This window comes from Deminuibacter soli, assembly GCF_003412455.1.
GTDB classification, from domain to species: domain Bacteria; phylum Bacteroidota; class Bacteroidia; order Chitinophagales; family Chitinophagaceae; genus Deminuibacter; species Deminuibacter soli.
This window is the reverse complement of the sequence record NZ_QTJU01000010.1, coordinates 83,371-96,608: the sequence shown is the minus strand read 5'-3', so window position 1 is coordinate 96,608 and position 13,238 is coordinate 83,371. Positions and strand designations below refer to the sequence as shown.

The window sequence follows — 13,238 nt, the reverse complement described above, 5'->3', positions numbered from 1 at the left end:
TGCGCATCAGAAAAACAATACAGATGAAAAAGTTGTACGTTTTATTGTTATTGGTAGCAGGCTCAGTAGGATTGGTACAGGCGCAGAACGACCCCAATGCAAAAAAAATTCTGGATGGTGTAAGTGCCAAACTCAAAACCTTTAAAGGTGTAACAGCCAATTTTACCTACATCACCAAAGACAAAAAGAACGCGAAGAAAAATGCAGTAAACGGTAACATCAGCATTAAAGGACAGAAATATTACATCAAACAGGGTGCGACAGAAATTTTCTGCAACGGCGCCCAGACCTGGAACTTTAATGGTGAAAATGAAGTAACCGTTACGCCAGTTGATAATGATTCAAAATCATTAAGTCCTAACAAAATACTGTCCGATGCCTTTTACGATAAAGATTACAGCTACAAACTGGTTTCTGCTGCAGGCACCTATAATGAAATCCTGCTGACACCGGTGGATAAACGTAAAAATTTCAAACAGGTAACCGTATACGTTGACAAAGTCAAAAGCATGATCACCAAAGCGGCGGTACTAGACAAAAGCGACAATACCATCGAATTTGTACTGTCTAATGTAAACACCAATGCAGCGCTGGCAGACAACAAGTTTGAATTTGACCCTAAAAAGCACCCTGGTGTTGAAGTGATCCAGTAGTATTGAATAGTAAATAATATTAATATGAACCGGGCGGCATAACCGCCCGGTTTTTTATTTCCTGTAACTGCCGTTGGGCCACTGTGAAATTTTCGCAATTCGTGCTTTCTGCCCTGCGCACATTGGATATTTTGGTGCATTTTTGCAATGGATGAAGAAGATTATTATCACGATCGATGGCTTTTCGTCATGCGGCAAAAGCACACTGGCCCGTCAGCTGGCGCAGAAACTGAACTATGTGTTTATTGACAGTGGTGCCATGTACCGTGCCGTTACCCTGTACTTTTTGCGCAACCACATTAACTGGGAAAAAAAGAAAGACGTAGAAAAGGCATTGAGTGAAATTAATCTCAGCTTCCAGTACAACGACCAAACCGGCAGAAGCGATATTTACCTGAACGATGAAAACGTGGAATTGCTGGTACGTGATATGCTGGTGAGTGAAAATGTAAGTGCTGTATCCACCATCCGCGAAGTGCGCGAATTTGCCGTAGCGCAGCAGCAGCAGATGGGTAAAAAGAAAGGTATTGTAATGGATGGCCGCGATATTGGCACCACCGTATTCCCGAAGGCTGAACTCAAAATATTTGTAACCGCCGACCCGGCAGTACGGGTAGAGCGCAGGTTTAAAGAGCTCTTCGAAAAGAATCCCCAGATCACCATTGAGGAAGTAAAGAACAACCTGGAAATGCGTGATTATATCGATAGCAACCGCGAGGTTAGTCCCCTGCGCCAGGCAGCCGATGCAATTGTACTCGACAACAGCAACCTTACCCGCGATGAGCAGCTGCACAAAGCCCTGCACTGGGCAAAAGAAAAGCTGCAGCAGGTGCAGCATGTGTAGGGATCAGCGTAAGTCATGATTGATCTTAGCGAGTACTAATTCCGAGAGTCGACACATCGACACTATCTTAGCGAGTATTATACTTTTTTGCCGGAGGCGATTTACACTAAACAAGCTTGCAGCTATGCGCTTGCAGCTAAAAGCTACTATCAGCTACCAACAACAAGGCCGCAAAGGGTAACTTCATTGTCCCTTGCGGCCTTTGTATTTTTTGCGTTTAGTACGGTTTTACTCTCCTGTTTTTAAACTCCTGGCAGGGTTGGCCAGGGCAGCTTTTACCGACTGGAATCCGATAGTAGCAATGGCGATAAACACCGCAATAGCACCTGATATAAGAAACACCACCCAGCTGATATTGGTTTGGTAAGCAAAGTGGTGCAGCCAGTTGTGCATAATGTACCAGGCCACCGGCGTGGCAATAACAATGGCCAGTAACACCAGTTGTATAAAGTCTTTCACCAGCAACTGCACAATCATGGTTACTGTTGCGCCCAGTACTTTTCTCACGCCTATTTCGCGTGTGCGTACCTGGGCAGTGTAGGCTGCCAGGCCAAACAATCCCAAACAGGAAATTAGAATGGCAATGCCTGCAAAAACCTGGAACAGCGAGCCTGTACGTTGTTCGTTGCTGTATAACTTATTGAACGTTTCGTCAAGAAACGCATATTGAAACGGGTATTTCGCATTGTATTGTTTCCATTGCTGTTCCACCGCGGCAATGGCTGCCGTAGCGCCGGTACCATTGGTTTTAACATACAGGAAGGAAGCGGATGAGGGCGAATAGAAAAAGATGGAAGGTTCAATCTTCTCTTTCAGCGAAGCGAAATGAAAGTCCTTCACCACACCAATGATTGTACCCTCGGTTTTCCATAGCCTGAACCGCTTGCCGATAGGGCTTTTGATGCCCGCATTGCGTACAGCCGTTTCATTCAGGATAAAATGGGTAGAATCTCCCGGAGTGCCGCTGAAATTTTTACCTTCCAGCAGCTGCATATTAAAGAACGGGATAAAGTTATGATCTATCGCCAGCGGGTACATCATCATGGTTTCTGTGGGGCCTTTACCATCCCAGGCATTGTCGCCGGTTTGATTATTCAGATCCACCACATTGTCCATGGCGCGCGTAACATCCAGTACGCCGGGTTGTTTCAGTAAATCGGCTTTAACCGCATCATAATGCTGGTTCATGCCGCGCATATAAAGGGCAAACACATTGGTCTTGTCAAAACCAAGCTGTTTGTTGTGAATATAAGCCAGCTGCTTGCTGATGATAAAAGTACCTGTAATCAATATCACCGAAACGGCAAACTGTGTTACCACCAGTATTTTGCGGAACAATACATCGCCGATGCGGGCAGATATTTTTCCTTTCAATGCCTTCAGCGGTTCAAAGGAAGAGAGCAGTATGGCAGGGTAAATGCTGGATGCCGCAACAGTGCCGCAAACAGTGCAGCCTATTACCAGCCACATATGGTAGTTGTTGAAATGCATGGCCAGTGTTTGCCCGCTGATATAGTTAAAGCCCGGCAGCAGCAGGTACATCAGTACAACGGCAAACACGGTGGCAAACAAAAACAGCAGCGTAGTTTCTGCCACAAACTGGATAAACAGTTGCATACGTGCAGCGCCTACAATTTTACGCATGCTTACTTCACGCGCACGCAGCATAGAGCGCGCGGTAGACAGGTTTACGTAATTGATGCAGGCAATAACCAGTATCAGCAAGGCAATAATGCCGAACAGGCGCACGGTGTCAATACCACCGTCTGAGCCGTCTGCACGGTACAGGTGCAGTTTGGAGATCGGGTTCAGCAGGTATTCTATGTCGGTATCGTCTGCCTTGTTGCGCAGGTGAATATTGCGCAGCTGGGTAGATAGCTTACCGAGGTTCACGTTATCGCGCAGCAACAGGAATGTGGTATAGTTAAACTGGATAAAGTCGTTGTAAATGGTTCTGCCTTCTTTGTTGTTGGCATAACCCAGCTGCGCGCGTAACGACATAGGCAGCAGCAGATCATTCTTGATGGTGGAATTTTCCGGGTAATCCATCATCACACCGGTTACGGTAAAAGGGGTTTGGTTCGGGTCGTCTGCCTTAATTACCTTGCCAATAGGGTCTTCATCCCCGAAATATTTCTTCGCCGTACCGGCGCTCATCACTATTGAATGCGGATCTGCAAACACAGTTGACTGCTGTCCCTTCAGCAGTTTAAAATCAAATACGGTAAAGTAGGAGGGATCGGTAAACGAGCAATTGGTTGCCTGGAAAACTTTGTCTTTATACGTAAACTGCGAATACCAGCCATTACCGGTAAGGCGAACCATATCTTTCACCTCGGGCAATTCCTTTTTGGCCATCTCTGCAATAGGTGCGGTTGTAACGGTCCATATCTGCCTGCTGGTACCGGTGCCCACCATGTTCTGCAGACTGTATATATTGGATGCCTTTGCATGAAAACGATCATAGCTCATTTCGTTTTGCACCCACAGCAGTATCAGCATGCCTACGGCCAGCCCCACCGTTAAACCGGAAATATTGAGTAACGAGTAAAACCTGTTTTTAAGCAGGCTGCGCCAGGCTGTTTTGAGATAGTTTCTGAACATAAGCTTAGTTTTAACCCATAGGGGTCGTGAAAACCAGGGCCAATGTTGTACCGATCTTTCAAGTTGCTGAAAATGAATGCATAATGAGGTGATGGCCAGTCTCCGCTTGTACGCTTTTGATACAGCGACTGTCCTCTTTTTCTAGTTGCCATAGGCGGTAATCAGCGCATCAACCTGGTTTTCGGTGTTATAGTACCCCGCCAGCTTGCGGATTACTTCTTCCACCAGGGCATCAGGGCAACTGGCACCGCTGGTAATCAGTATCCTTGCCGGGTCGGTTGCAGGCAAAAAGTTAGATTGCAATGAGGTTTCCTTGGTGCGCCAGTTACAATTGCGTATTTCGTTGCGGCTGATGATTTTATCTGCACTGTCAATAAAATACGTAGGCAGTTGCTGTTCGCACAGCTCTACCAGGTGCGAAGTGTTGGATGAGTTGTAGCCACCTACCACAATGGCAATATCTGCGGGTGTCTGCAGCATGCCGGTTACGGCTGTCTGGTTATCGTTGGTGGCATAACACAGCGTGTCGCGGGTGTCGGCAAAGCGCTCGCCGATATTTTGATCGTTCAGTTGAAACTGCTGCTGCATTACCTGTTTCAGGTATTCGGCAATAGCCTGGGTATCGGTAGCCAGCTGGGTGGTTTGGTTTACCACGCCAATACGCTGCAGGTCGCGCGTAATGTCGAATCCTTCGCTGTAATGGCCTTTGAACTCATTGTAAAAGTCTGCCGCGGGTTTTTCGCCGGTAATGTACTGTGCAAGCGAAATGGTTTCTGCCATATCATTCACCACCACCGTAGGCGTGTGGGAAGAGGCGTGTGAAAAAGTAGCGCGTGTTTCTTCGTGCTTGGGCTTACCATGCACCACAATACTGTAACCCTTTTGCGCAATCTGTTCACTGCGGTTCCATACTTTTTCTACAAAGGGACAGGTGGTATTGTAGCGCTCTGTATGAATGCCTTTATCGTTCAATAATTTTTCTATCTGGAGGGTAGTACCAAAGGCCGGGATAATCACCACATCCTCAGCCGTGAGCGATTCAAACGGGATGAGCTGTTTGCCGTAGGTATCCTGTAAAAACTGTACGCCGCGTTGTTCCAGGTCGGCGTTTACCTGTGGGTTGTGGATCATTTCACTCAACAGGAAAATCCGTTTGCCGGGATTCTCTTCAATGGTACGGAAAGCGATTTCAATGGCGTTTTCCACGCCATAACAGAAACCGAAATGGCGGGCGAGATAAATATGCAGGTGGCCAAAATCGAGCAGGGTGGGAGTGAAATCCTTTTTCAGCTTGTCATCCAGCTTGCGTTTTTGTTTAATGGCACTGATTAAGCCGCTGCGGTATATATTCGGAACATTGAACTGCTTCATAAAACGATTCTCCGGGTCTTAAGAAAGTGCAAAGGTAGGAATTAGCTGCAAGCTTCGAGCTACGAGCTGCAAGCTTTAAAACAGCTGCAAGCTTTAAAACAGCTGCAAGCTACAAGCTGCTAGCTGATAGCCTGTTCAGACGCTAGCCTGAGGCAGTACCATTTCCACCGGTCGCTTCGCTAAGATAGTCTCGACTGGAAAGCAGCTGCAAGCTTCAGGCTACGAGCTGCAAGCTTGTTTGTGCTAAATCGCCTCCGGCGATAAGTATACTGGTTATTTTAATACTCGCCAAGATAGTCTCGACTGTCGATTCTCGATTCTTGACGGCTTTCCTCACTTCCCCGGCCCCGTACACCAGTACACCACACCATCCGTCGTCTCGTACACTACCTCTGTATGTTTGCTTTGCCTGATGTATTGCTCGCTCAGCAGGTCCTGGTCATCTACATTGCGAAACCATACCACGTAATGTTCAGGGTTCGTAACGTAATCATTGATATCGCCGGGCGAATTGGTGTGCGGCAGGGAAATGCCTGTTACACCGGTTACAAAATACAGGGCGTCGCTGGCATTGGAGAAGATGGAATAATTGGGCTTAAACAATTCATGGTGCTGTTTCAGGTATTGGCAAAACGGACTTAACCGCCAGCTGTCATCAGTGTAACCGGCAATGCCGAAGTCCCGCACTTCATTGTACATGTAACGGGAAAAAGCATATTCCCCTGCCCAGAAAAACAAACCTCCTGCGGTTAAGGCAACACCCAGCCGCACGCGTACCGTACGGTTCAGGCGCTTAAACACAACCGGTACCCAGCTGGTGAAGGTCCACAGCAGCGGGATATACAGGGGAGATAATAACCGGCTGTTAATGGTTTCGTAGCGGGAAATAGTGGCAGAGAGCAGCATAAAAGCCGCATAGCCGAAAAAGAAAACAGTGGCAATGTTTTCGTAACTGCGCACATTTTTATTGCGCAGCCACCGGTAGCCGATCAAACAGGCGCTGCCTGCTACCAGTGCGCCGCCGATAAGACTGGCAATGCCGTAATGATTGCGCATAAAAGGGAGCCAGTCGCACATAACCGTGCTGAAATAATGCAGGTTGGCGCTGAAAGGCGTAATGCCTTTTTCACGCGGTCCGGTTAATGTATGCGAATAGCCAAAATTGACGTACAGGTTAATCACCAGCAGCGAAATTGCCGTAAAGCCGAACAGGATAATATGCGCTGCTTTTTTCTTCCAGGGCAGGGTATTGTCCATCAGCAGTATGAGGCCGCCGGTGCCGATGAGCGTAACCCCTGCGTAACGGGTAATACAGGCAGTGCTGGCGCAGAAGCCAACGGCCAGCAGGGAGGGGATGCTGTGCGTGTTGCAATACCGGCGCAGCAGTGCCATAAAAACGATGCTGAGAAAAATAAACAGGGTTTCACTCCATAGCATATAATATACTTCCAGCAGTGCGGGGCTGATGGTAATGCAGCCGAGAATGAAAATCTTGTACCAGCGGTTGTTGTACTTCCAGCGTTGCATCATGCAGCCGCAGAGGTAAATAAGCATACCGAACAGGGCGCCGTTAATATAAGGGCCTGCAGGCAGCGGGTCAACGCCGGTAATGCGGTAAACGGTACCCAGGAACAGCGGGTATAGAACGGGAAAATCAATCAGCGGCATGTGATTGTAATCGCGGATGCCGGTATGCGCGTAAATGCTGCGGGCTGTACTGGTGTACACAACCGAATCGGGCGAAATGCCAATGCCGCCATAGTGTGCAAACAGCTGAACCAGCATAAACCCCGCCAGTGCAAAAAAAAGCGCGTCATAATTAAGGCGCGGTGAAATAAAGGAAAGGTGTGTTCTCATGCAGTTGCAGGGTTGTTCATGCTGCGAAAATAAGGATGCGTTAAATATGTCGGTTTAAAATCTTACTTTCATGCCTTGCTAATCCAAAACTTTCGTTGCTGCCATACCTGCTGAAAAAATCAGCTCGTAGTGATTTGCCCTATGGCAAGCAGGCAGTTCCGGGTGCGGTTTAGCGGCATAAACGCGATAAACACTACGTTATATGGGGGATTTCCAAATCAAAAAACAATCCAAAAAGTATGATGCCATTATTGTTGGCTCAGGTGCCGGCGGCGGCATGGCAGCATACACACTAGCAAACGCAGGACTGAAAGTTTGCCTGATTGAGGCAGGACCAATGTTCGACCCGCAAAAAAATGTTACCCAGCTCAAAAACCCGTGGGATTCACCCAGGCGCGGTGCCAGCACCAGGTTCAGGCCATTTGGTGATTTTGACGCCTGTTACTGGGGTTGGGAAGTAGACGGTGAACCGTATACCCATGCACCCGGAACAGAATGGGATTGGTTTCGCGCCCGTATGATAGGCGGCCGTACCAACCACTGGGGTCGTATTTCATTGCGTTTTGGACCGCGTGACTTCAAAAGAAGAAGTATTGACGGTTTGGGCGATGACTGGCCGATTGGTTACGAAGATGTAAAACCTTATTACGACAAGGTTGACCAGCTGATTGGTGTGTTTGGCACCAACGAGGGATTGGAAAACGATCCTGACGGTCATTTTCTTCCTCCGCCAAAACCCCGCCTGCACGAACTGATGATCAAGAAGGCAGGCACGGCTTCAGGCATCCCGGTTATTCCTTCCCGCTTATCTATTCTTACCAAGAAAATCAACAACGAACGCGGCCAGTGTTTCTTCTGCTCACAATGCGGACGCAGCTGCCAGGTGTACGCTGACTTTTCTTCTTCTTCCGTCCTGGTAAAACCCGCTATTGCTACAGGTAATGTAGACGTGGTGGTGAATGCCATGGCACGTGAAGTATTAACCAATAATGATGGCCTGGCTACCGGTGTATCGTATGTAGATAAAACCGACATGAACGAGTACCAGGTGTACGGCCGCACGGTAATACTGGCTGCCAGCGCCTGCGAAAGCGCACGTTTGCTGCTCAACTCCAAATCACAGCGCTTCCCCAACGGTTTGGCCAACTCAAGCAACGTGGTAGGTAAATACCTGCACGATAGCACAGGCGCCGATATGGGTGGTGTAATTCCCGCACTGTTCGACCGCAAACGCTACAACGAAGATGGCGTTGGTGGTATGCACGTGTATACGCCATGGTGGCTGGATAACAAAAAGCTCGATTTTCCGCGTGGTTACCATATTGAATACGGCGGTGGTTTTGGTATGCCGCTGTACGGCTTTAGCTGGGGCATTGAAAACCTCAATGGCAAGCATGCAGTAAAAGGGCAGGCAAAACCTGCCGGTGGTTACGGTAAATCACTGAAAGAAGACTACCGTTATTTCTACGGCGCACACGTAGGTATGGCGGGCAGGGGCGAAGCCATTGCGTTTGAAAGCAACTATTGCGAAATTGATCCGGATGTGGTTGACCAGTTTGGTATCCCTGTTCTGCGTTTTAACGTAAAATGGAGCGACCATGAAATTAAACAGGCCAAACACATGAAAGAAACCTTTGCGGAAATACTGCACAACATGGGCGCTATTTCTGTATGGGGCAACGACGATGGTCCTGAAAACAACTATGGTTTGCACACGCCTGGTAAAATCATCCATGAAGCCGGTACGGTACGTATGGGTAGTGATCCTAAAAAATCAGCACTCAACAAATTCAGCCAGGCACATGATGTGAAGAACCTGTTTTGTGTAGATGGCGGACAGTTTGTATCGCAGGCCGATAAGAACATTACCTGGACTATCCTGGCATTGTCTATGCGCGCGAGCGAATACATCATTGATGAAATGAAGAAACAAAACCTTTAATTTTCTTACGCTGCTAAATCGTTTATACAATGGACAGAAGAAAATCCCTCAAAGCATTGATGGTAGGCACCGTGTCTGCCGGCGCGCTGCTGGAGGCTTGTAAAACCAGCGATAAAAAAGGTGCGGAAGCCAAAGCCGCGGCCGACCTTAGTGCAGGCAACCTCGACCGCATGAAGGAAGAAGTAGCACATTACAAGCAAATCACAGCGAATAAATTTTTCACCGAGCATGAGATGGCCACCATCACCATACTGGGTGACATCATTATCCCGCGCGATGAAATCAGCGGCTCTGCCTCTGACGCCAAAGTGCCCGACTTTATCGAGTTTATCGTAAAGGAAAAAGAAGAGCACCAGGTACCCATGCGTGGTGGCCTGCGCTGGCTTGACCTGCAATGCCTGAACCGGTATGAAAAAACATTCCGCGAATGCAGCCAGCAGCAGCAGATTGCCATGGTAGATGAAATCGCTTATCCCGAAAAAGCCAAACCCGAGCTCAAAGCCGGTGTTGCTTTTTTCAGCTTGATGCGCAACCTCACTGCCTCGGGTTTTTACACTTCAGAAATCGGCGTAAAAGACATCGGCTACATGGGTAACAAACCCAACCAGTGGAACGGTGTTCCCGACGATGTGCTGAAGCAATACAACCTGGCTTATACCGAAAAGGAACTGAAGGAGTGTATCAGCTTTACTGCATAAAAAAGGCCCGGTTAACCGGGCCTTTTTTATGCAGTAGGTTCAATTGTTCAATGGTTTGATAGTTCAATTGTTCAATCTGTTCTTTGTGCTCGCTACGATCATCTCGACTGTCGATTCTCGATTCTCGAATTTGGTACTCGCTAAGATAGTCTCGACGTGTCGATTCTCGATTCTCGATTTTCGATGGCTCTCACGGCATCAGCACATTAGGTATTACATGCACCACGCCGTTTGTGCAAAGAATGTTGCCGGGGTTAATATAATTGTATCCCTTGTTGGCAATTCCTTTTACGTAACCCACAGGGAATGCAGCCACGGTATTGATGTGGTTGCTGGGGGCAGCGGCAAGGGTGGTATGTTCGTCAAAGAAACCAAGATCGCTGCCAAAGAAGCGGCTGCCCAGCACATGGTATTTCAGAATGTTGGTGAGCGTGGCCACCTGGTTGGCATCGGTAATGGCGTTGATATTGGCAGCAGAGTTATAGGGCGCGGGCATTTTGGCAAATGCCGTGTTGGTGGGTGCAAATACGGTATAATCACCATTGCCTGTAAATACACCCGCCAGGTTGGTTTTAACCAGTGCTGCGACCAGGGTGCTGAGATTGGGATTGCTGATTGCAGCCTCCGCAATATTGGTTACCGGGAAGGCCAGCACACTGCTGATAACGTGTATCACCCCGTTTTTTGCATACACATCGGGCACCAGCACCAGGCTTTTACCGTTGATGCCGATTAAACCCAGGTCTTTTGAAAAGTACACCGTGTTGTCGTTAGATGCACCTTTGGGTTTGAGTGTTGCTGCCTGGCTTCTTCCGGGTGTGATATCTTTATATCCCACTTCTGTTCCCAACACATGATACAACAACAGGGCTTTTAAAACAGCCAGCTGGTTGGCATCGGTAATTTTAGAGATGGAACTGGCCTTGTTAAACGGCGCAGGCAGTAAAGCAAAAGCAAGATCGGTAGGGGCAAACACCGTTAAAGTGGCTTTGCCATTATCAATCGCAGTATTTAAACCGGTAACATTTAAAGCGGCCGTCAATGCGCTGAACAAAGAAATATGACTGGCAATGTAGTAGATAGTGGCGCTGCTGCGGGCGTTCTTGCTGATATCGGCAGACTGTGCAAGCTGCTCATTAATAGATATGGCCTGGGACTGGGCGTTGGCGGGCAGTTGATTCTGGTACGTTAATCCTTCGCTGCGAACCTGGGCTTCGAGTACTTCATCATTTGCAACCGGTACCACGGGTGTTTGGTCGGCTGCTTCCTTACGACAGGATGTTACGGCGAATACTATACCTGCACACAATAGTATTACAACCATATATCCCTGGTGCAATAACTTTTTCATACAACAATCGTATTGTTAACTATTTGGTAAAACTGGCAGTATTTGTTTTTGTTTACAGGGTGCATAAGTTTTTTCAACAGAACAAATGCACGTTTCAAACAGGCACATTATTTTAAGCAAAAGCGAACCCTGCCGGCGTTTTCCGGTTATTATGCTGGTGCATTTACCGCTAATGAACAATGCAATCATTGCAGGTATTACAGGCACCGGTATTATACAAAGCGAAACAGGTTGCAGCATTTGTTGTTCATATCGTAACGGTTACGCCTGTTACTTGCTGACTGGTAATATATTTGATCATAATTTGTAATAAATCGCAGTATGGAACAAAGAACGCTTGGTAAATCGGGCATCAGCATTGCCCCACTGGTGTTTGGCGGAAATGTATTTGGCTGGACAGCGGATGAAAACACTTCTTTTCACCTGCTCGATCACTTTACAGGTGCAGGTTTCAATTTTATTGATACAGCAGACGTATACGCACGCTGGGTACCGGGTAACAAGGGCGGGGAATCCGAAACTGTTATCGGCAAATGGCTTAAACAGTCTGGTAAACGCAACCAGGTAATTATCGCTACCAAGGTAGGCAAGGGCGCACCGGATGGTAAAACATTGTTGTCGCGCAAGTATATACTGCAAACCGTGGAAGAATCACTGCAGCGTTTGCAAACGGACTATATTGATGTGTATTTTTCGCACGATGATGATACGGTTACACCACTCGAAGAAACCCTCGGCGCTTACGATGAATTGATTAAAGCAGGTAAGGTAAGAAGCATCGGTGCTTCCAACTATTCAGCTGCGCGCCTGCAGCAGGCGCTGAACATCAGCGCAGCAAACAACCTGCCGCGTTACGAAACATTACAGCCGCTGTATAACCTGTACGAACGGGAAGTATTTGAAAAAGACCTGGAAGCAGTGTGCCTGAAGGAACAGGTGGGTGTGGTGAGCTTTTTTTCACTGGCCAGCGGCTTTTTAACCGGTAAGTACCGTTCTGAGGCTGACCTGGGTAAAAGTGCGCGCGGAGGTGGTATTAAAAAGTACCTGAATGCACGCGGACTGGGTATTCTTGAGGCACTGGATGAAGTGGCTGCCGATTACAGGGAAACACCTACACAAGTGGCCCTGGCCTGGTTAATGGCCCGCAAAAGCGTAACAGCACCTATTGCAAGTGCTACCAGTGTTACCCAGCTGGAAGACCTGGTAAAAGCCGCTTCACTGAAGCTGAGTGATGCAGCCATTGAAACACTGAACCAGGCAAGTGCCTGGCAATAATGTGAAAAGGATACATATAAATATCTTCTAAACTTTAGTACTTTAGCTAACCCAATCAAACACATGGGTTGCTCTTTATTGAGGAACATAAAACTACACTATGCGTAAATCTCATTTTATACCAGCTGCATTGCTGGTTATGCTCACCGCCTGTAATTCAGGTGCAGACAACAAAACTGCGGGCGATTCAACTGCAACTGACACATCGATGAAGATGTCTGATTCAAGCATGCACCACATGGATTCTTCATCTGCTGTTGCACCGGTTCCTGCTATCCCTGCAGGCGCCAAAGTGTTCTTTAAAAACCTGAAAGATGGCCAGTCAGTAACCTCTCCCGTTAAAGTGGAGTTTGGTGTTGACGGTATCAAACTTGATTCTGCCGGCAAACTGAAAGATGGCAGCGGTCACCACCACCTGCTGATTGATGCGGGCGATTCACTGGCACTGGGCACCGTGGTTCCAAAAGATTCTACCCACCTGCATTTCGGTAATGCACAAACACAAACCGAAGTGAAACTGGCCCCGGGTAAACACAAACTTACCCTGCAGTATGCTGACGGCATCCACCGTTCTTATGGCGGACAGCTGGCTAAAAGCATCACGGTTGACGTGAAAAAATAAGTACAGCCCAACGCTGAAAAA

General features: G+C 47.8%; 10 protein-coding genes. 6 read left to right on the top strand and 4 right to left on the bottom strand.

What is annotated here, in order from left to right; all coding sequences use genetic code 11:
- Window positions 1-23 precede the first annotated feature (23 nt).
- On the top strand, window positions 24-653 hold the full coding sequence (locus DXN05_RS20635) for a LolA family protein (protein WP_116849193.1): 630 nt from the start codon (window positions 24-26) through the stop codon (window positions 651-653).
- A 151-nt stretch (window positions 654-804) separates the two neighbouring features.
- The gene (cmk, locus tag DXN05_RS20630) at window positions 805-1,497 is read left to right on the top strand and encodes a (d)CMP kinase (protein WP_116849192.1); all 693 of its coding nucleotides are present in this window, start codon (window positions 805-807) and stop codon (window positions 1,495-1,497) included.
- 228 nt (window positions 1,498-1,725) lie between these two features.
- Here the strand turns inward: cmk and DXN05_RS20625 are convergent, their stop codons facing one another.
- The 3 genes from DXN05_RS20625 to DXN05_RS20615 form a co-directional block, all read right to left on the bottom strand.
- On the bottom strand, window positions 1,726-4,101 hold the full coding sequence (locus DXN05_RS20625) for an ABC transporter permease (RefSeq protein ID WP_116849191.1): 2,376 nt from the start codon (window positions 4,099-4,101) through the stop codon (window positions 1,726-1,728).
- A 141-nt stretch (window positions 4,102-4,242) separates the two neighbouring features.
- Window positions 4,243-5,472, bottom strand: coding sequence for a 4-hydroxy-3-methylbut-2-enyl diphosphate reductase (locus tag DXN05_RS20620; RefSeq protein ID WP_116849190.1), 1,230 nt, complete (start codon window positions 5,470-5,472; stop codon window positions 4,243-4,245).
- A gap of 333 nt (window positions 5,473-5,805) precedes the next feature.
- A complete protein-coding gene (locus DXN05_RS20615; protein ID WP_116849189.1) occupies window positions 5,806-7,329 on the bottom strand; it encodes a hypothetical protein in 1,524 nt (507 codons plus the stop codon).
- A 202-nt stretch (window positions 7,330-7,531) separates the two neighbouring features.
- On the opposite strand from DXN05_RS20615, the gene DXN05_RS20610 reads away from it, so the two are divergent.
- Window positions 7,532-9,271 carry a GMC family oxidoreductase gene (locus DXN05_RS20610; protein WP_116849188.1) on the top strand — a complete coding sequence of 580 codons (1,740 nt, stop codon included), beginning with the start codon at window positions 7,532-7,534 and terminating at the stop codon, window positions 9,269-9,271.
- 29 nt (window positions 9,272-9,300) lie between these two features.
- Window positions 9,301-9,969, top strand: coding sequence for a gluconate 2-dehydrogenase subunit 3 family protein (locus tag DXN05_RS20605; protein ID WP_116849187.1), 669 nt, complete (start codon window positions 9,301-9,303; stop codon window positions 9,967-9,969).
- Window positions 9,970-10,159: 190 nt separating this feature from the next.
- On the opposite strand, the gene DXN05_RS20600 is transcribed toward DXN05_RS20605, so the two are convergent.
- Window positions 10,160-11,320 carry a fasciclin domain-containing protein gene (locus DXN05_RS20600; protein WP_116849186.1) on the bottom strand — a complete coding sequence of 387 codons (1,161 nt, stop codon included), beginning with the start codon at window positions 11,318-11,320 and terminating at the stop codon, window positions 10,160-10,162.
- A 321-nt stretch (window positions 11,321-11,641) separates the two neighbouring features.
- On the opposite strand from DXN05_RS20600, the gene DXN05_RS20590 reads away from it, so the two are divergent.
- Window positions 11,642-12,595, top strand: coding sequence for an aldo/keto reductase (locus DXN05_RS20590; RefSeq protein WP_116849184.1), 954 nt, complete (start codon window positions 11,642-11,644; stop codon window positions 12,593-12,595).
- A 100-nt stretch (window positions 12,596-12,695) separates the two neighbouring features.
- The gene (locus DXN05_RS20585) at window positions 12,696-13,217 is read left to right on the top strand and encodes a DUF4399 domain-containing protein (protein WP_116849183.1); all 522 of its coding nucleotides are present in this window, start codon (window positions 12,696-12,698) and stop codon (window positions 13,215-13,217) included.
- Window positions 13,218-13,238: the final 21 nt, after the last annotated feature.